The following is a 19,604-nucleotide window of genomic DNA, read 5'->3' as shown; positions in this document are numbered from 1 at the left end:
GCTGAGTTCTGTATTGCGCAGGACTCGGCCCTTTCAGTTTTCAGGAGGCGTGCGCGTGACGCCTGTCTGCAGTATCGCCTAAGCGGTAGTCGAACGTAATGGCATCCTCGGTCTTAGTGAGCCGCGCATGGCTGGCGATGCACGCATCCAATAAAAAAAAGTCCAACGATGGCTATCCATCTTTGGACTTTTTTTATTGTGCTAAGAGTAACGCTCTGGTTTGCTCCGTTCAGCTGGATTTTGCCATATTATTACTGATCTCGATTTCGTCCTCTTGACCCTGTTGCCAGATGGTGTCGGCGATTTCGGATGCTGGCCGGTATTCGCTGACCATTTTCAGTAGCTGGGCACGAATTGCCATGTGGTCGAAGCGCTGGCAGGCATCATTGAGTTGCTTGAGCATGATATCGAGGAAGGGCCAGTCTATTTCTGCTTCCTGGGCACGCATGATCAACGGATGCTTGGTACCCGTCACATTATTTCCAATAAGTAATTCTTCGTAGAGTTTTTCACCGGGACGCAGGCCGACATAGCGGATTTCGATCTTGCCATCCGGCGTCGATGGGCTGAGCACTTCCTGGCCGCTCAGATGTACCATGCGCACCGCCAGGTCGACGATACGCACCGGTTCGCCCATGTCGAGCACAAAGACGTCGCCGCCAGTCCCCATGGACCCTGCCTGCAGTACTAGTTGCGCCGCTTCCGGAATGGTCATGAAGTAACGGGTGATATCAGGATGGGTGAGGGTGATGGGGCCGCCGCCAGCGATTTGCCGACGGAACAGCGGCACTACCGAACCGGACGAGCCAAGAACATTGCCGAAACGTACCATCGAGAAGCGCGTGGCGGTACCCTGGCGGGCAAACGCCTGCAGTACCAGTTCGGCCAGACGCTTGGTGGCGCCCATTACATTGGTTGGACGCACAGCCTTGTCGGTCGATACCAGGACGAAGCATTTGACGCGTGCGGCAACGGCCGCCTTTGCCAGGCTGAGCGTGCCGAAGACATTGTTCTGGATGCCTTCGACGGGATTGTGCTCGACCAGTGGCACGTGCTTGTAGGCCGCTGCATGATAGACCGTATGGATTTCGAACGTGTGCATCAGGCGCTGGCATTTTTCCGTGTCGAGCACGGAGCCGATGCAGGCGACCAGTTCGACATCGAGTTCATGGCTGGCGCAGTAGCCGCGCAATTCCTGCTCAATGGTGTACAGCGCGTACTCTGAAATGTCGAGTAAAACCAGCCGCGTCGGATTGAGGGCGATGATCTGGCGGCACAGTTCGGAACCGATCGAGCCGCCAGCGCCGCTTACCATGACTGCCTTGCCGCTGATGCAAACGGACAGCAGCTTCGGATCAGGGGCAACTGGGTCGCGGCTGAGCAAATCTTCGATTTCGATTTGCCGCACGTCTTCGACGCGGGCGATTCCCTTGACCAGGTTGGCGATCGATGGCGTGACTTTGATCTTCAGTTGCAGGGTCGATAGACGGTCGAGGATGCGGCGTTGTTCGCGACGCGAGATCGACGGCAGTGCCAGCAGCACGGTGCTAATCTGCATGCTTTTTGCCAACTGCTCGATTTCTTTCGCCGGATAAACCTTAATGCCATGGATGGTCGTATTTTGCCGCTGTGCCGAGTCATCAATGAAGATGACTGGCAAATATTCGCTGCTCGGCTTCAGGGCATTAGCCAGCATGCTGCCGGCCTTGCCCGCGCCATAGATGGCCACGCGGGTCTTTTTGGAGCGTTCGCGCAAGCCGACGAAGTAGCCACGCGCGGTATAGCGGCTGGCCAGCACGTACACGATGGAATTAACCCAGTAGATCAGGAAAGGTGGCAGCGACAAATGGCCTGGCTGCAGCAGTTGCACGACAACGGCCAGCATGAGCACCGACAGCGTGCTGCCCAGCACGACCGTGGAAATGATCTTCTGGTCGATATAGCGCACGACGGCGCGGTACAGGCCCATTCTCACGAAGATCGGCACGGCGATGACGGCGGTGGCAATGGCGGACCATTTGTATTCGACGACAATATCCAGGCTGAGGCTATCGAAATGCAGGAACAGCGCGAAATAGAACATCAGCGGCAGGCAGACGAGGTCGGCACCAGCCGCGATCATCTGCTTGTGCAGGCGGGGTAACTTCAGAAATTTGTTTTTCATACGTCAATTAATCCATTCTTTGCAAACAAAGCGGACACCAATCTGCTTATGGAAAGTTTGCTTCGCCGAACGCCGTTCGGATTGGCCCGAAAAGGGCTTGATTTTGTACTGTTGCCAGGGCATAAGGACAAGGCTGCTGGGCTGATTTTCTTGTCCGCGCGTCACCAAAGTCGGTTGCCAGATATGTCGCCGAATGGGACGAAGATTGCTGCCGGTGGGAAACAAACGCTATGGTAACGCATTTGATGAGGAATTGATATCGCGTACGCCGCGAATGCACCGCACTCCTGCCTTAAAGTCCTTGCAAAGTCAGGATGATTCATGTAGGCGGATATTTTTCTGGGTATTTCGATTACATTGCCTGGCCTTGATTCGGGTTCGGTATATTTCTCGGGATTTATTCAAGAAGGTTGGGAATGCGGAACAACAGGTCGGTTTCTCCCACATCCACGCCCGCCTGCGACAGCAGGGTGCTGGCCTGGCCCCGGTGGTGCGTCTGGTGGTTGAAGAAATGCATCAGCAGGCTGAAAAATTCGCGCCGGTTCGCTCCCTTGCTGTTGCGGTAGTCGAGCAGGTGGTCCAGGTCGGCTTCCTGGATGGAGGCGGCCCAGGCGACGATGACTCCGTCCAGCCATTGCCGGTGCGCCTGCATGGCGGCGAACTCCTCGGCCGTGTACAGCGGGTGCGTGAGCGAGGCGGGCGGCGCGATGGCGCGGATGGGGTCGAGCAGGGGAAAGCCGGCCGGGTGTTGCGCGTAGCGCTGCAGCCACAGGGTGTCGCCCACCATCACGTGGTTCAGCGTTCCCAGCAGGGAGCCGAAAAAGGCGCCCCGCTCGCGCCGCAGCTCGCCGGGCGGCAGGCTGGCCGCCGCCGCGTAGACCTTGGCATTCATCCACTGGTTATAATCGGCCATCAGGCAAATGTGGGCGCAACGGCTCATGCTGGACTCCTTCAGTGGATGAATGACAATATTAAACGGACTTCAGGAACGCGCGTATGCCAGCTAATAGCATTTCAATGGCCATCGCCGTCAGGATCAGGCCCATCAGGCGTTCGAACGCCGTCATGACCCGTGGACCAAGCGCCCGCTGCAAGCGTTCGGCGCACAGGAAGACGGCCAGCCAGACGACGGCCACGGCCGTCAAGCCCGCCACGTGGGCGATCACTTCATTGACTTCGTGCGAGGAAAACAGCAGCACGGTGGCCAGGGCCGAGGGGCCGGCCAGCGCGGGGATGGCCAGCGGCACGATGAACGGTTCGCCGCCCATCTCGTGGTCGCTATTGCCGGCGCTGGGTTGCGGAAACACCATGCGCATGGCGATCAGGAACAAAATCACGCCGCCGCCGATGCGCAGGGCGATTTCCGACAGTTGCAAGGCGTTCAGGAAATGGCGGCCGAAGAACATGAACAACAGCAAGATACCGAAGGCGATCAGGCATTCGCGCACCACGACTTTCCAGCGCCGCTCGATGGGCACCTGTTTCAGGGCATTGACGAACAGGGAAACGTTGCCGAACGGGTCGGTGACGAGCAGGAGCAGGATAAAAGTCTGGAAGAAATTCTGTGTCATGGTGGCGTGGAATAAGGTCAACACCGCTGCCAGGATGGGCGCGGTGCGATAAGGCTTGCGATGATAACAAGCCCGGCGGCGATCGCCCATGATTATTGATGCATAGCAGCATTTTATTTACGCGGCGATGGGCCGGACTTGATAAAACGCCGTCGGCGTGGTGCCGAAATGCTTTTTGAACATGGCGGTAAACGCGCTCTGGCTCGTGTAGCCGTTGTCCATGGCCACGTCGATGACCTTGCCGCCGCGCGCCAGCTGTTCCAGCGCCCGCAGCAGCCGCGCCTGCTGGCGCCACTGGCCAAAGCGCATGCCCGTCTGTTTCTGGAACAGGCGGTGCAGGCTGCGCTCGGTAATCGCCAGCTCCCGCGCCCAGTGGGCCACCGTCAGCTGCTCTCCCGGCTGTTCCATCAGGCGCGCGCAGATGCCGCGCAGGCGGGCGTCGGTCGGCAAGGGCAGGTACAGGGGCAGCACGGGCAGGCTGCCCAGTTCGTGCAACAGCAATCGCAGCAGATGCCAGTCGCGGCTGCCTTCCGTGAAATCGGGCGCGATGTCGACGGCCGCCACGATCAGCTGGCGCAGCAGGGGGCTGATGTCGAGCACGCAACTGTGGCCCGGCAGCAAGGGCGAGCTGGCGCAGTCGATGAATACGGTACGCATTTTCACGGCGCCGCTCATGCGCACCTGATGCGCCACGCCGGCCTGCAGCCACACGCCGCGCGTGGGCGGCACCACCCAGCGTCCGCCCTGCGTCTCGATGGTCATCACGCCCTCGATGGCATACAGCAATTGCGCATGCGTGTGGCGGTGCACGGAAATCACGTGGCCGTGCGCATAGTCGACGGCCAGCGCCATGGCGCGCGCCGTGACGGGCAGCAATTCCTGAAAGGCGGGGGCGGTGCAATCCATAAAAAGAGCGTCAGTTTTGCGATAGGTAGGGGCATCTTAGCGCAAGCAGGCGCAGGGCGCCTGCGGCATGATGGTTTTCCGCAATAATTTATGGAGTTCCGCATGCCCGTGCGCGCCTATCTGTATCCCTTTCTCGCCATGCTGCTGTGGGCCGGCAACGTCGTCGTCTCGAAGCTGGCCGCGTCCAGCATCGCCCCCACGGCCATCACCTTTTACCGCCTGGTGCTGGTCTTGCTGGTGATGACGCCGTTCATCGTCCGTCCCCTGTGGCGCAACCGTGCGGCCCTGCGCCGCCAGTGGTGGCAGCTGGCGCTGTGCGGCGTGATGTCGATGGCGCTGTTCCAGAGCCTGTCCTACCGCGCCGCGGAAAGTACCACGGCCACCAACATGGCCATCGTCACGGCGCTGGCGCCCCTGATGACGGCCCTGCTCAGCGTGCTGCTGCTGGGTGAGCGCCTGACGCTGGGCATGGCGGCCGGCGGCGTGCTGTCGTTTGGCGGCTTGCTGTACCTGGTCGGGCGCGGCGACGTGCTGGCCTTGCTGCAGCAGGGCGTGCATGCGGGCGACGCGCTGATGCTGCTGGCCTGCCTGGTCTTTGCCTTGTACGGCGTGCTGCTGCGCCGCTGGCGCTTATCCATTCCCGCCTGGCAAGCCATCTATTGCCAGGCGCTGGCTGCGTTGCTGTGCATGTTGCCCCTGTTCCTGTTGCTGCCGCCCGGCAGCGCCAGGCTGGACGCCACCACCTTGCCCCTGATCGGCTATGCGGGCATCGGCTCGTCCATCGTGCTGTCCTACCTGTGGATCGAAGGCGTGAAATTGCTGGGGCCGAACCGTTGCAGCATCTACGTCAACCTGCTGCCCTTGCTGACGGCCCTGCTGGCCATCGCCTGGCTGCACGAAAGCATGCATATATATCACCTGGTGGGTGGCGGCATCTCGCTGCTGGGCGTGCTGCTGGCGCAGACGGTGCAGCGGCCCCTGTTTGGCCGGCGCGCCGGCGTCTCCGGACTGGCCTGAATGGCGTCGCCGCCCACGGCGTTCCGGAACAGCATGGCCGCAGATGCCTGCCCTGGCGTGCCCGGCAAGGCATGCGGCACGCCCATTCTGCGCAAAAAACATCACCGGCTTGTGACAATGTGTGAAAATTGACGCTGGATGTTGCTACCGGTAATCTTTCCCTGTATCTTGCAGTCAGGAAATCAAAAGTACAGGAAACCTCAACCCTGTTGATCTGTATTTCACTCCTGACGATATGCGCGGGCGCCCTCCCCCTGCCGCCGCACATGCCGTATCGACCTGTCCTGAACAATTCAAATGAACCGCCTGTCTGGCGTTTGCCGTCATCTCGTCCGGCCAGCGCGGGCATGGTTGCGCCCTTACCGAGGAAGATTGCATGCTGTCGAACATAACAATAAAAATGCGCCTGATTGCCACCATGAGTGTGCTGGGCCTGCTGATCGCCGTGCTGGGTGCCATGAGCATGATCAGCCTGAAGTCGGCGAATAACAGCCTCAACGAGGTGTACAGCAACCAGCTGGCGTCGACGCAGGCGATCGGTGAATCGCAAATTGCCCTGGGCCGCGCGCGCTTCACGATGGACCGCGTGATGGTGCATCCGGACGCCGCCGATGCCAAGGAAACGCTGTCCCGTGCCGAGCAATTCCTGGAAGCGTCGCACAAGGCCTGGAAGGTGTACCTGGGCTTGCCGCAAAGCGCGGAAGAAAAACTCTTGTCCGACGACATGGACAAGAAGCGCAGCGCCTATATCAACGACGGCGTGCTGGTCATGAGCAAGGCTTTGCGTGAGGGCAACGTTGCGCAAGCGGACGCGCTGATGATGACGGGCCTGACACCCTTGTACCGCACCCTGGACCAGGCGGCGGAGGCCCTGACGCAATACCAGGTACGCTCGGCGGCCGGCATGTACGCGGCCAGCCAGTCCCGCTACCATACGCAAGTGGCCCTGGCCATTGCCGGCATGGTGGTGGGCGGCTTGCTGATCATCATTTCCAGCATCCTCTTGCTGCGCGCCATCTTCGGTCCGCTGGACCAGGCCTTGCGCCACTTCGGTGCCATTTCCGACGGCAACCTGGCCAACGATATCGTCATCGCGCGCCACGACGAGATGGGCGCCTTGCTGAAGGGCTTGCAGCAGATGCAGGAACGCCTGTCGAACACCGTGCGCGGCGTGCGCGACGGCAGCGGCGCCATCGCCACGGCCAGCAATGAAATCGCCTCGGGCAACCTGGATTTATCCAGCCGCACGGAGCAGCAGGCGTCGAGCCTGGAAGAAACGGCGTCCTCGCTGGAAGAACTCACTTCCACCGTCAAGCAGAATTCCGACAATGCGCGCCAGGCCAATCAGCTGGCCGTCTCCGCCTCGGACGTGGCCGTCAAAGGTGGCGCGCTGGTGGCGCAAGTGGTCGATACCATGGGTTCCATCAGCGAATCGTCGAAAAAGATTGCCGACATCATCGGCGTCATCGACGGCATCGCCTTCCAGACGAATATCCTGGCCCTGAATGCGGCCGTGGAAGCGGCACGCGCGGGCGAGCAGGGCCGCGGCTTTGCCGTCGTCGCCACGGAAGTGCGCAACCTGGCGCACCGCTCGGCTTCCGCCGCCAAGGACATCAAGATGCTGATCGAAGCGTCGGTGCAGAACGTGGGCGCCGGTAGCGAGCTGGTTAGCCAGACGGGCACGACGATGGACGAGATCGTTTCCAGCATCCGCCGCGTGACGGACATCATGGCGGAAATCAGCGCCGCCGGCCGCGAGCAGGAACTGGGCATCGGCCAGATCAATCAAGCCGTGGCGGAAATGGATACCGTGACGCAGCAGAATGCGGCCCTGGTGGAAGAGGCGGCGGCCGCCTCGGAAGCCATGCAGGAGCAGGCGGCGGCGCTGGCGGAAATGGTCAGCATCTTCAAGCTCGACGCCAATCACGGCGGTCCTGCCGCCGCCAAGCCTGCCTTGCGCAAGCCTGTCGTGGCCGCCGCCAGCACGGCCTTGAAACGCCCGGCCCTGCGCCTGGCGCCGGCCGGTGCCGCTGCTGCACCGGCCCCTGCCGCCAAACCGCGTCCGGCCAGGCCTGCTGCGGATAACAGCGGCGAGTGGGAAGAGTTTTAAGTTATTGCGCTTCCAGGGTGGCCTTGCTGCCCTGCTCCTGCAAGCGCGCCGCCTCGGCCAGGGCCTGGGCGCGCGCTTCCTCCGCCGCCTGTTCCGCTTTCTCCAGAGCATCGTGGCGTGCCTGCAAGGCCGCCCGGGCGCGCACGAAGACGATCTTGATGGCGGCCATCACGGGCACGGACAGGAAGATGCCGACCACGCCGCCCAGCTGGTCGCCGGCCAGCAAGCCGACGATCACCATCAGCGGGCTCACTTCCACGCCTTCGCTCATCAGGTAGGGATTGACCACGTAATCCTGGAACAAGCGGTAGGCGGCGATAAAGCCGATCAGCCAGAACACGTGCTCGAAGCCGCTGAAGCCGGCCACGACGACGGCGATGACGGCGGCGGCCAGCGGGCCGGCAAACGGGATGAATTCCAGCAAGGCGGCCGCGCCGGCCAGCAGCAGGCCGTACGGCACGCCCATCAGGGAAAAGGCGATGCTGTAGGAGACGAAAGTGGCGATGGACAGCAGCAGCAGGGCGCGCACATAGCGCGACAGCAGGATGTCGAGGTCGTCGATGATGGCGCCCCAGAGTTTCTTGTTCGGACGGTTCAGCAGGGACAGCAAGCCGTCGCGCATGTCCGGTCCTTCCTTGATCAGCAAAAAGCTCAGCACGGGCACCAGCACCAGGTAGATCAGGTTGCTGGCCGCGTGCATCACGCCCAGGCTGATTTCCTTCGCCAGCGGCATGGCCTGGCCCGTGCCAGTGCTCAGCTGCTCTTGCATGAAGGACAAGATGCGCGCGCGCAAGGGTTCCATGAACTCGGGCAGCGGGATGCGCTCGGCAAAATTATTGCCTTTGAGCAGGGTCGGCAACTGATCACTGAGCTTGATCGCCTCCTCCTCGATGCGGGCGCCGAAGATGGAGCCCAGTATGGCCACCAGCAATATGACGACGAGAAAGACGATGCCGATGGCGGCCGTGCGCGGCAGGCGCTTGGGGCCATGGCGTTCCAGCAGTTCGATCAGCGGATACACGAGGTAGCTGAAGAAAATCGAAAAGACCACCACGATGAGGGTCGACGAGACTTTATACGTGATGAACAGCAAGAGGACGATGAGGAAGGCTGTCCACACCATTTTGGCGACGCGCAGGTTAAAACCGAACATAAGAGTTCCTTAGGGCAGAATGCTACTCAAGCGTGGTGTTGCTTGATGGAGGAGGTGGGCAAGGCAGGGACCGGGCAGCGCCGCACGATCGGAAATCATACCGCAAAATGCCAAAATGCCATGTTCTTATGCGGGATGGCAATGCTTTCCCTTGTCCACCCTGTCTGTGCGCCTCTTTTCCAGCAGCGGGCCACGCTGGCAGCCGCCTGGACTGGCGCCAGCGCACAGGGAAGCGTACCCGTGGCCGCGCGCGGCGGCAGCCGGGACAGGATGCGGCGAGTCGGGGCCTTCGATGGTCATGCCGGTCCGCGTGCCGGCATGCGCGCCGCCATCCTGGCGTGCCAGAAACCCGTCACGGATGCTCAGGCGGCATTGAGCACGTAGCGGTTCTTGCCATTCTTCTTGGCCAGGTACAGCGATTCATCGGCGCGCCGGTAGCTGTGCGACAGATCGACTTCCTTGAGCAGTTCCGCCACGCCGATGCTGACGGAGACCTTGCGCTCCGGCACGAAGGCCGCCTCGACGGCATCGACCAGCTGCGCGGCAAAGTCGCAGGCGGCCTGCTTTTCACCCTGGTAGATGACGGCGAACTCTTCGCCTCCCAGGCGCCCGCACAAGTGCTCGCCGGACAAGCCCGCGATCACGCCGGCGATCTTTTTCAGGACTTCGTCGCCCACGTCATGGCCGTACACGTCGTTGATCTGCTTGAAGTCGTCGATGTCGATCATGAGGAAATACGCCGGCGCCATGCCCGTGCGCTGCAGGGCGCGCGCACCCTGCGTAAACATGCGGCGATTGTTGAGCCCGGTCAAGCCATCCTTGTAGGCCATCGTCGCCAGGTCGCGCTGGGCGCGGTAGTTGTTGATGCGCAAGACGAGAAAATAGATGTTCAGCGCCAGGCCGATGATCACGCTGATGGTGACGGCCAGCATGGGCCAATGCTGGTCGGCCTGGCCCGCATGCACGGGAAACTGCCCCAGCCCCAGGATGGCCCACACGCCCAGCGACACGCCCAGGTAATACGCGATGCCGCTGAAGATGGGCGCCGTCGTCAGGGTGATCATCACACCCAGGGGCAAGACCCAGAAAGCGGGATCTTCCGTGCCCAGCATCAGCACGCGAAAGCTGAAACCGATGAATAGCACGCTGATGGTGCCACTGGCGATGATGGCCTGCAAGGACTTCGCATACACGGTCAGCAGCAGCCCCACCAGCATGCCCGTCACGCCCAGCGCTGCCTGCGCATGGTCGAGCGCAGCATGCGGCAAGGTCAGGCTGAACGTGACCAGCCAGCACGCCAGGCCAAACGTCAGGATGGCTATCGAAATGAAATGCAGTTCCTTGAAAAAGCGCTGCTGCTGCTCCCGTTCTCCTGAAAAGAACAGGTAATAGAAGGCGGGAGACAGGCTGCGCGAAGTGAACATTGCATTCGTCCAGGCAGACAACAGGCCTTGCGGCAGGAATGCCTCCCGGCAACATCAGGCGGCATGGTGCGCGCACAAAATTAGTTGCGCTCAGGCACTAGTGTACTGGTTTCTTGGACGCCGTGGGGACCGGGGCAGAGAAAGTGGCCGTCAGTGTCCGCGTGGCGCCACAGTCGCTTTCACATCAGGAGCTGGCAAGTGCCGCTTACAGGTCGCGCGCCAGCACCTGGCCGACGAGGTCCTTGCCGAAGCTGTGATGCGCCTCCTCCTCGACGAGCTGGAAACCCGCCTTGTCGTAGATGCGGCGCGCATCGGTGAGGATGCTGTTGGTCCACAACACTATTTTCGTGTAGCCGACCTGGCGGCTGAAGCGCAGGCACTCGTCGACCAGGCGGCTGCCGATGCCCAGGCCGCGCGCGCAGGGATCGACATACAGCAGGCGCAGCTTGGCCGTCGTGTCGTCCTGGCGCACGACGAAGACGGAACCGATCACCTTGCCATCTTTCTCGGCAATCCAGCAGCGCTCGCGGGCCGGATCGAATTCGCGCACGAACTTGGCGAGGATGTCGGCCACGAGTGCCTCGTAGTCGCTGTTCCAGCCATATTCCTGCGCATACAGCACGGCTTGGCGGTGGATGATCCAGCCCATGTCGCCCGGTTGCGGATTGCGCAGCAGATAACTTTGGGATGGTTGACCCAGCAGGTTCTCGATCTGCTCCATGGCGGCGACCAGGTCCTGCTGCGCCGTCGGCGGCAAGCGTGCCAGCATGGCGGCCACGTCGCGCCGCGACGCGTCGACCAGGGGCGCCAGGGTGCGCTGGCCCGCGTCGGTCAGCTGCAGGCGGGTGGCGCGCGCATCCGTGGGCGAGCGCGTCTTGGCGATCAGCCCCTGCTTGTCGAAACCGCTGATCACCCGGCTCAGGTAGCCCGCGTTCAAGCCCAGCTCGCGGCACAGGTCCGCGCTGGTGAGATCGTTGCAATGCGCCAGCTCATACAGGATGCGCACTTCCGTCAGCGAAAACGGGCTGTCGAGCAGGTGTTCATGCAGCACGCCAATCTGGCGCGTATAAAAACGGTTGAAGCGACGCACGCTGTCCGTGCGCTCACCGAGTGGATCCGTATGCATGCGGGGCCTCCATTTGCTTGCTTAAAGCAGATTATTGATTGCTTTTGGCAAGCATGTCAATGCGGCCCGGAATGGCATCGACGCACCGGCACGACGTTCTCCAACGCCAGGGCTGGCTTACTGCGCGCGTTCCAGGGATGCCACGGTGTCGAAGATAGGCGCCAGCGCGCCTTCCATGGCGCCGGCAGTCGCGTCGCCGCTCTGGTTGGTGATGATGAAGACCCCAAGCTGATATTGCGGAACGACATAGGCGTAGCTTTGCGCGCGTGGCACGCCGCCATGGTGGACATAATGCGTGCCCAGCTGCCGATTGTTGCCGATGTTCCAGAAGTAGCCAATGCTGAAGTCGTCCTGGAAGCGGACCAGCGGCTTGTGCGATTCGACGACGGCGGGATGGGTGCCCAACTGCAGGCGCAGGTACTTCGCCATATCCGGCATCGTCGACTTCAGGTTGCCGGCGGCCCCCCAGGGCAGTTGTGGCATCGGCGTCGTCACGACGGGATTGTCGCTGTGGTAGCCGGGTGCCAGCCGGCCGGTATCCTGGGCCGTGAGTCTCAGCCTGGTATCGTGCATGCCGGCGGTGCGGGCGATGAATTGGGTGAGCAGGACTTCGTAGGGCATGCCGTAGATTGTTTCGAGCGCGTGCGCAACGAGTTCGGTGCCGGCGCTTGAATAGGCATAGTCCTTGCCCAGCGGTCCCTGGATGCTGACGGTGTGCAAGTCCTGCCAGAATTGCGCCTGTCCATAGTCGGCGTAGGCGGCATTGAGCTTGGCCGGCGTGGCGTGCGCCGTGAAATCCTGCAAGATGGTGTTCACCTGCAATGGCAGCATGCCCGGCATGGTGCTGGTGTGCGTGATCAGATGGCGCAAGCGGATTGGCTGCCCCTGCGACTGCAGGTTCGGGTAGGCGGCCGGCAGGTACTGTTGTATGGGATCGTCGAGCGCCGCCTTTCCCTCGAGCACGGCGTTCGCCAGCAGCAGGCCGGCAAAGGTCTTGCTGACCGAGCCGATTTCATACAGCGTCGTATCGTCCGGCGGATTGGCTTTGCCGGTTTCCAGCTCGCCCTGATGCAGAATGAATTCCTGGCCGCGATAAACGACGGCAATCGACGTCGCGTGCAGCAGTTTCGACTGCAGCAGGGTGGTCGCGGCCTGGTCCATCGCCGCAGGAATGTCAGGCGCGGGCGCCGTGGCTGCGGGCTTGCAGGCTGCCAGCATGAGTGTCATGCCAGTCATGATTGCGGCGAGTTTTGTCATCATGCGCATCATCCAGGGGGGAGGGGCATTCTCGCACAATGGATACGGCTGTGGCAGAAAAAGGTCACGCGCAGGGTTTTTCTCGATGGGGATGGTGCTGGAGAACAAAAAACGCCACCCGGAGGTGGCGTTTTCTTTGCATGCGTGATGGCATGACGCGGTGGCTTATACGTCGATATTGCCCGCGCGCAGAGCGTTGTTTTCGATGAAGTTGCGGCGTGGTTCCACGTCGTCGCCCATCAAGGTCGTGAAGATTTGATCTGCCGCAATGGCGTCTTCGATCTGCACTTTTAACAGGCGGCGCACGGTCGGGTCCATCGTCGTTTCCCACAGTTGATCCGGGTTCATTTCGCCCAGACCCTTGTAGCGCTGTTTCGAGACGGTGCGCTCGGCTTCGTCGCGCAGCCATTGCATGGCCTGGTGGAAGTCGACGACGGCGATTTCCTTGACGCGCTCGCCTTCGCCGCGGCGTACGAACGCGCCTTCGCCGATCAAGCCTTCGAAGGTGGCGGCGCCGTTGCTCAGCACGGCGTAGTCCGGGCCTTGCACGAAGTCCGCGTCGATGGCCGTGACCTTGACGTTACCGTGGTGCATGCGCTCGATGCGCAGCATGTGCTTTTCCGACAGGTCGTCGGAGCGCACGTGCACTTGCACGGCGGTATCGTTGATGGCTGCCTGCAGGGCCTGCGCGGATGCTTCCGCCAGTTCCAGGGTCGACAGGTCCAGCTGCACGCCCGTCATGATGGCCGTCAGGGCGGCGCGGTCGATGACGCGGGTCAGACGCGTCATGATGGTGTTCGACAGGTTGAACTTGCGCACCAGCTCGGCCAGGGTTTCGCCGGAAATGCCTTCCGCGCCTTCGCGCGGCACCAGCACGGCCGTGTTCAGGGCCACCGTCATCATGTAGCTCGCTTCTTCGGCGTCATCTTTCAGATAGCGCTCGTCGCGGCCCGCCTTGACCTTGTACAGCGGCGGTTGCGCGATGTAGATGTGGCCGCGCTCGACCAGCTGCGGCATCTGGCGGTAGAACAGGGTCAGCAGCAGGGTACGGATGTGGGCGCCGTCGACGTCCGCATCGGTCATGATGATGATGCGGTGGTAGCGCAGTTTCTCGACGTTGAATTCGTCCGGTCCGATCGACGTGCCCAGGGTAGCGATCAGGGTGGTGATCTGCTCCGATGACAGCATTTTCTCGAAACGGGCTTTTTCCACGTTCAAGACTTTACCGCGCAGCGGCAGGATGGCCTGGAACTTGCGGTCGCGCCCCTGTTTGGCGGAGCCACCTGCCGAGTCACCCTCGACAATGTACAGTTCGCACAGGGCGGGGTCTTTTTCCTGGCAGTCGGCCAGCTTGGCCGACAGGCCCAGGCCATCCATGATGCCTTTGCGGCGCGTCAAGTCGCGGGCCTTGCGGGCCGCTTCGCGGGCGCGCGCTGCTTCGACGATCTTGCCGCAAATGATCTTGGCGTCGTTCGGTTTTTCCTGCAGGTAGTCGGCCAGGGTCTTGGCGACGATTTCTTCCACCGGGCCGCGCACTTCGGACGATACCAGCTTGTCTTTCGTCTGCGACGAGAATTTCGGTTCCGGCACTTTCACGGACAGGACGCAGGTCAGGCCTTCGCGCATGTCGTCGCCGTTGATTTCCACTTTCGCCTTCTTGGCGAACTCGTGTTCATCGATGTATTTGTTGATCACGCGCGTCATGGCCGCGCGCAAGCCCGTCAAATGGGTGCCGCCGTCGCGTTGCGGAATGTTGTTCGTAAAGCACAGCACCTGTTCATTGTAGGCATCGTTCCACTGCATCGACACGTCGACCGTGATGTTCGTGCCCTGGTCCGACAGGCGCTCGCCCGTGGCCTGGAAAATGGTCGGGTGCAAGACCGACTTGGCCTTGTTGATGTACTCGACGAAGCCGCGCGTGCCGCCTTCGAAGGCGAACACTTCTTCCTTGCCCGTGCGCTGGTCGGACAGCTTGATGTTGACGCCATTGTTCAGGAAAGACAGCTCGCGGATGCGCTTGGCCAGGATTTCGTAGTGGAATTCCACGTGCGTGAAGATCTCTTCGTCGGCCCAGAAGTGCACGTCCGTGCCGCGCTTGTCCGTTTCGCCGATGACCTTGATCGGCGAGGTGGCGACGTCGCCCACCATGACGATCTGGCGGTCTTGCGGCACGCCGCGCACGAATTCCATGTGGTGAATCTTGCCATCGCGGCGGATGGTCAGTTTCAGCAATTTCGACAGGCCATTGACGCAGGACACACCCACGCCGTGCAAACCGCCCGATACTTTGTAGGAGTTCTGGTCGAACTTGCCGCCCGCGTGCAGCTCGGTCATGACGATTTCCGCCGCCGAACGCTTCGGATCGTGCTTGTCGTCCATTTTCAGGCCGGTCGGCACGCCGCGGCCATTGTCGGTGATCGAGATGGAATTATCGCTGTGGATGGTGACGTGGATTTCCGTGCAGTGGCCGGCCAGCGATTCATCGATGGAGTTGTCCAGCACTTCGAATACCAGGTGGTGCAAGCCGGTGCCGTCCGAGGTGTCGCCAATGTACATGCCCGGGCGTTTGCGCACGGCTTCCAGGCCTTCCAGGATCTGGATGGAGGCGGCGCCGTATTCTTCCGTTTTGGCCTGGATCGGGGTGTCTTGTGGATTCTCGGACATGGACTGCTTTCTCAAATAACGATTGCTGATTTTGGGCTCAGACCCGTCGGGTCTGACCCCAGTTTTATGCTGCGACTAAGGCTTAAATCCGCATCGGCATGACGACATATTTAAAGTCGGCATTGTCCGGGATGGAGATCAGGGCGGACGAGTTCGAGTCGCCCAGGGCGATGTTGACGTATTCGCACTTCAGGTTGTTCAGCACGTCCAGCAGGTAGGTCACGTTGAAGCCGATGTCGACGGAGTCGCCGCCGTAGTCGATTTCCAGCTCTTCGACAGCTTCTTCCTGGTCCGCATTGGTCGAGCTGATCTTCATGCTGCCCGGGGTGATGATGCAGCGCACGCCCTTGAACTTGTCGCTGGTCATGATGGCGGCACGTTGCAGCGAGCGCAGCAGTTCATCGCGGCCGATGGTGAAGTCGTTCTTGTAGCCTTTAGGAATCACGCGCGTGTAGTCGGGGAACTTGCCTTCCACCAGCTTCGAGATCAGCTCGATGTCGGCAAAGGTCAGTTTCACCTGGTTGGCGGCGATGTCCAGCTGCACCGGCTCGTCGTTTTCTTCCAGCAGGCGCTGCAGTTCGATGATGGTCTTGCGCGGAATAATCACTTCCTGGCGCGCGAAGGTTTGCTCGGTGGCCACCTGGCAAAACGCCAGGCGGTGGCCGTCGGTGGCCACGGCGATGACGTTATTGCCATCCAGAACCAGCAGCAAGCCGTTCAGGTAGTAGCGGATGTCTTGCTGCGCCATCGAGAAATGCACCATGTTGAACAGGTGTTTCAGGGTTTTCTGCGGCAGGGTGACGGACGCGTTGTAGCTTTCCGCTTGTTGCACGGTTGGAAACTCTTCCGCCGCCAGGGTTTGCAGGGCGAAGCGCGACTTGCCCGTTTGCACGGTCAGGCGCTTGTTCAGCAGGGTCATCGTGACGTCGCCCGACTCGGGCAGGGCGCGCAAAATGTCCAGCAGCTTGCGCGCGGCCACGGTGGTGCCCGTGACGTCCGCGCCGGAGCCGATTTCCGCGTGCGTGGTGATCTGCACTTCGGTGTCGGTCGACAGGAAGGAGACATTTTCACCGTCTTTGCGGATGAGGATATTGGCCAGAATCGGCATAGTGTGCCGACGCTCGACAATACCGCTCACGATCTGCAGTGGCCGGAGAAGGGTATCTCGGGTGGTTTTGACCAATTGCATATTTATCCTCAATGTATAGGTATGAAGTTTAACGTAGTAATTTAACAATCATTGCAAGGGGAGCCCCGGCAGACCGGCTGCGGCGCTCTCCCAGATAATAAGGGTAAAGCACGTTTTGAGCCAGTCTTGCCCGAGCGGCGCTCAGCCCTTCAAGGTTTGTTCCAGCACATGCAATTCATGGTTGCATTCCGGGTTCTTGGTGCGGTCCAGGGCGATCTTGCGCACGGCATGCAGCACCGTGGTGTGGTCGCGGCCGCCGAACAGCTCGCCAATTTCCGGCAGGCTCTTCTGTGTCAATTCCTTGGCCAGGTACATGGCGATCTGGCGCGGCCGGGCGATATTCGCGGGGCGGCGCTTCGAATACATGTCGGCCACCTTGATATTGAAGAAGTCGGCCACCGTTTTCTGGATGTTTTCCACGGAAATCTGGCGGTTCTGCACCGACAGCAAGTCCTTCAGGGCTTCCTTGACGATATCGATCGTGATGTCTTTGCCATGGAAACGCGAATACGCCAGAATTTTGCGCAGCGCGCCTTCCAGCTCGCGCACGTTCGAGCGCAGGTGCTTGGCGACAAAGAAGGCCACGTCGTCCGAGAAGGTCACGCCTTCCTGCTTGGCTTTTTTCAACAGGATGGCCACGCGCATTTCCAGTTCCGGCGGTTCGATGGCCACCGTCAGGCCCGAGTCGAAGCGCGAGATCAGGCGGTCGTCCATGCCCGTAATTTCCTTCGGATACGTGTCCGAAGTGATGATGATCTGTTTCTTTGCGGCAATAAGTGCCTCGAACGCATAGAAGAATTCTTCCTGCGTGCGGCTCTTGCCGCCAAAGAACTGGATATCATCGATCAGCAGCATGTCGAGCGAGTGATAGTAGTGCTTGAAGTCGTCGAAACCCTTGCGCTGGTAAGCGGTCACTACGTCGCGGACGTACTGTTCTGCGTGGATGTAGCGGATTTTCGCGCCCGGGTTGTCGGCCATCACCTGGTTGCCGATGGCGTGGATCAAGTGGGTTTTACCCAGGCCGACGCCGCCGTAGAAGAACAGCGGGTTATACGACACGCCCGGATTGTTCGCCACCTGGATGGCGGCGGCGCGCGCCAGTTGGTTGGCCTTGCCCGTCACGAAGCTGTCGAAGGTCAGGTCGGTGTTGATGCGGCTCTGCTCGCGGCGTGGCGCCGCGCCGATGCTCAGTTCCGGCACGCTGGGCTGCGGCTCCGCGGCGCGCGCGCTGGGCGCGCCGCCATTCGGATCGCTGGCCGGGGTGCTGGCGGCAACGGGTTTCTTCGGCAGGGCCAGGCGCGGGTCGAGCACGAACTGCACTTCCGTCGGCGCTTCGAAGTACTGAATGGCCAGGGCCGTGATGCGGCTGGCGAACTGGGTCTTGACCCAATCGAGCTTGAAGCGATTGGGCGCAGCAATGCGCAGCTTGCCCTCTTCGTAGTCGAGAGGGATAAGCGGTTTGATCCACGCACTGAATTGTTGCGGTGTCAGCTCCAGTTCCAACTGCGCGGAACAGGCCTGCCAGAAATTATCCATGTATGTCTATGTGAAAAGGTGTGGGAGGGCGTATCGATTCTGCCCTGCGGTCACCGTGTTGCAAGGCCGGCGTCGCGCGAGGGCTCGCCACACGTAACGCGCTATTCTACTCCCGACTGCGAAAGTTATCCACAGGCACAGCTGTTATTTTTGTGTGGCGGGGTGGGGCGCCATGTGCATAAGAGGCGACTTATCCCCCGGTTATCCCGTTGCAGGCAGTGCTGGTGCGGCCTGCGGCGCAGGTGGCGGGCGGCGCGCAAATTTCCAGGCGATCGCGGCAATCCTTGACAAGAGGGGGGCATATGCTGAATAATTCAGGGTTCCCCGCCCGTATTCCGTGTTTATTCATTTGGAACGACAATATGGACTAAGCGTGGATTAACGACGCAGTACCAAATCGTAGCGAGCGGTGATGAGTTGTGGCTGAGGCGCGCAACTGTGCGAAGGCACAGTGAGCACCGGAGGCCGCAAATCGCTCCGCGTAGTAGATTTGGTGCGCGTTCCAGCGGGCGATGAGATTGGCCAGCTTGTGCCTTGGCATAAGTGCGCGATTGTCATTGGCACCAAAAACTGACGGGACGTCAGACCCGATTTTGCATTTTTTTTGTTTTTAGCGAGACCAACATGAAACGTACTTACCAACCTTCCGTCGTTCGCCGCAAGCGTACGCACGGCTTCCGCGCTCGTATGGCTACCCGTGGTGGCCGTGATGTGCTCAACGCACGTCGCGCAAAAGGCCGCAAACGTCTGGCCGTCTAGGCTTGTCGTTGACAGCTGATCGCGTGGCTAGCTGTACTCCAGTCGGCAATCAACGCGAAGGTTCACACGACTTCGCGCGCTTTCGGCGTATCGTTAAAACGGATGAATTTTCATCCGTTTTTCGTTTGCGCCCTTCGCAAAAAACAGCGCATTTTGTGCTGTACACCCGACATAATCAATTGCCGCATGCGCGGCTGGGCGTCGTTGTGGCCAAGCGTTTCGCGCCGCGCGCGGCGACCCGCAACACGATCAAGCGCGTCACGCGCGAGCTGTTTCGCAACAGCGCGCTGCCGCCGGTCGACTGCGTGGTGCGCCTGTCGCGCGCCGTCAACAGCAAGGATGGCCCGGCCACCACGACCCGCCTCAAAGCCGAGCTGCGGGAAGAACTGGGCCGCCTGTTCGCGGGGCAAATCGCCGCCCAGGCCCGTTCTGTTGCTGCGCCACCACCCTCCGCGCCATGAAAACCCTGCTGCTGTTCCTGTTGCGTGCTTATCAGTTGCTGATCAGCCCCATGCTGGGACAGAATTGCCGTTTCTATCCGAGCTGTTCGCATTACGCGATGGAAGCGCTGCGCGTGCACGGCACCGCCAAGGGCAGCCTGCTGGCTGCCAGGCGCCTGTGCCGCTGCCACCCCTGGAATGAAGGGGGCGTCGACCCGGTGCCGCCGGCCGATGGCAAACAATCTTCAACGACCGCTTGCGGTTGCAACCACTCCTGACAAATACCCT

At 61.1% G+C, this 19,604-nt stretch carries 16 protein-coding genes; 5 read left to right on the top strand and 11 right to left on the bottom strand.

Going from position 1 to position 19,604, the window contains the following annotated elements; translation table 11 throughout:
* Positions 1-229: 229 nt before the first annotated feature.
* From AC07VL_RS23625 to AC07VL_RS23610, 4 genes are all read right to left on the bottom strand, one after another.
* Positions 230-2,164 carry a polysaccharide biosynthesis protein gene (locus AC07VL_RS23625; protein ID WP_494808004.1) on the bottom strand — a complete coding sequence of 645 codons (1,935 nt, stop codon included), beginning with the start codon at positions 2,162-2,164 and terminating at the stop codon, positions 230-232.
* 397 nt (positions 2,165-2,561) lie between these two features.
* Positions 2,562-3,104 carry a DinB family protein gene (locus tag AC07VL_RS23620; RefSeq protein WP_494808003.1) on the bottom strand — a complete coding sequence of 181 codons (543 nt, stop codon included), beginning with the start codon at positions 3,102-3,104 and terminating at the stop codon, positions 2,562-2,564.
* Positions 3,105-3,135: 31 nt separating this feature from the next.
* Positions 3,136-3,735 (bottom strand): MarC family protein, encoded by a 600-nt coding sequence (locus AC07VL_RS23615; RefSeq protein ID WP_494808065.1) that lies wholly within the window; start codon positions 3,733-3,735, stop codon positions 3,136-3,138.
* Positions 3,736-3,852: 117 nt separating this feature from the next.
* A complete protein-coding gene (locus AC07VL_RS23610; RefSeq protein WP_494808002.1) occupies positions 3,853-4,641 on the bottom strand; it encodes an AraC family transcriptional regulator in 789 nt (262 codons plus the stop codon).
* 90 nt (positions 4,642-4,731) lie between these two features.
* On the opposite strand from AC07VL_RS23610, the gene AC07VL_RS23605 reads away from it, so the two are divergent.
* Positions 4,732-5,658 carry a DMT family transporter gene (locus tag AC07VL_RS23605; RefSeq protein WP_494808001.1) on the top strand — a complete coding sequence of 309 codons (927 nt, stop codon included), beginning with the start codon at positions 4,732-4,734 and terminating at the stop codon, positions 5,656-5,658.
* A 376-nt stretch (positions 5,659-6,034) separates the two neighbouring features.
* A complete protein-coding gene (locus AC07VL_RS23600) occupies positions 6,035-7,768 on the top strand; it encodes a methyl-accepting chemotaxis protein (protein ID WP_494808000.1) in 1,734 nt (577 codons plus the stop codon).
* Between the two features lies 1 nt (position 7,769).
* Here AC07VL_RS23600 and AC07VL_RS23595 read toward each other — a convergent pair whose 3' ends face one another.
* The 7 genes from AC07VL_RS23595 to dnaA all read right to left on the bottom strand — a co-directional run bounded on the left by AC07VL_RS23595 (position 7,770) and on the right by dnaA (position 18,117).
* Positions 7,770-8,921, bottom strand: coding sequence for an AI-2E family transporter (locus AC07VL_RS23595; protein WP_494807999.1), 1,152 nt, complete (start codon positions 8,919-8,921; stop codon positions 7,770-7,772).
* A 362-nt stretch (positions 8,922-9,283) separates the two neighbouring features.
* Positions 9,284-10,345: a GGDEF domain-containing protein gene (locus AC07VL_RS23590; RefSeq protein ID WP_494807998.1), complete on the bottom strand. Its 1,062-nt coding sequence runs from the start codon at positions 10,343-10,345 to the stop codon at positions 9,284-9,286.
* 205 nt (positions 10,346-10,550) lie between these two features.
* Positions 10,551-11,471 (bottom strand): bifunctional helix-turn-helix transcriptional regulator/GNAT family N-acetyltransferase, encoded by a 921-nt coding sequence (locus tag AC07VL_RS23585; protein WP_494807997.1) that lies wholly within the window; start codon positions 11,469-11,471, stop codon positions 10,551-10,553.
* A 117-nt stretch (positions 11,472-11,588) separates the two neighbouring features.
* Positions 11,589-12,836, bottom strand: a complete 1,248-nt coding sequence (locus AC07VL_RS23580; RefSeq protein WP_494807996.1) for a serine hydrolase domain-containing protein — start codon at positions 12,834-12,836, stop codon at positions 11,589-11,591.
* Positions 12,837-12,893: 57 nt separating this feature from the next.
* Positions 12,894-15,392 carry a DNA topoisomerase (ATP-hydrolyzing) subunit B gene (gyrB, locus tag AC07VL_RS23575; RefSeq protein WP_494807995.1) on the bottom strand — a complete coding sequence of 833 codons (2,499 nt, stop codon included), beginning with the start codon at positions 15,390-15,392 and terminating at the stop codon, positions 12,894-12,896.
* An 82-nt stretch (positions 15,393-15,474) separates the two neighbouring features.
* A complete protein-coding gene (gene dnaN / locus AC07VL_RS23570) occupies positions 15,475-16,581 on the bottom strand; it encodes a DNA polymerase III subunit beta (protein ID WP_034754341.1) in 1,107 nt (368 codons plus the stop codon).
* Between the two features lie 141 nt (positions 16,582-16,722).
* The gene (dnaA, locus tag AC07VL_RS23565) at positions 16,723-18,117 is read right to left on the bottom strand and encodes a chromosomal replication initiator protein DnaA (RefSeq protein ID WP_034754339.1); all 1,395 of its coding nucleotides are present in this window, start codon (positions 18,115-18,117) and stop codon (positions 16,723-16,725) included.
* Between the two features lie 624 nt (positions 18,118-18,741).
* Here dnaA and rpmH point away from each other — a divergent pair.
* The 3 genes from rpmH to yidD are packed head-to-tail and all read left to right on the top strand — an operon-like array spanning position 18,742 to position 19,594.
* Positions 18,742-18,876 carry a 50S ribosomal protein L34 gene (gene rpmH, locus AC07VL_RS23560; RefSeq protein WP_010401996.1) on the top strand — a complete coding sequence of 45 codons (135 nt, stop codon included), beginning with the start codon at positions 18,742-18,744 and terminating at the stop codon, positions 18,874-18,876.
* 8 nt (positions 18,877-18,884) lie between these two features.
* Positions 18,885-19,337 (top strand): ribonuclease P protein component, encoded by a 453-nt coding sequence (rnpA, locus tag AC07VL_RS23555; protein WP_494807994.1) that lies wholly within the window; start codon positions 18,885-18,887, stop codon positions 19,335-19,337.
* On the top strand, positions 19,334-19,594 hold the full coding sequence (yidD, locus tag AC07VL_RS23550) for a membrane protein insertion efficiency factor YidD (protein ID WP_494807993.1): 261 nt from the start codon (positions 19,334-19,336) through the stop codon (positions 19,592-19,594). Before rnpA ends, yidD begins: the two co-directional genes overlap by 4 nt.
* Positions 19,595-19,604: the final 10 nt, after the last annotated feature.

The sequence above is a fragment of the Janthinobacterium sp. GW821-FHT03C08 genome, from assembly GCF_059420905.1.
The sequence above is the reverse complement of the archived record's forward strand: the minus strand, read 5'-3'. Positions and strand labels throughout refer to the sequence as shown.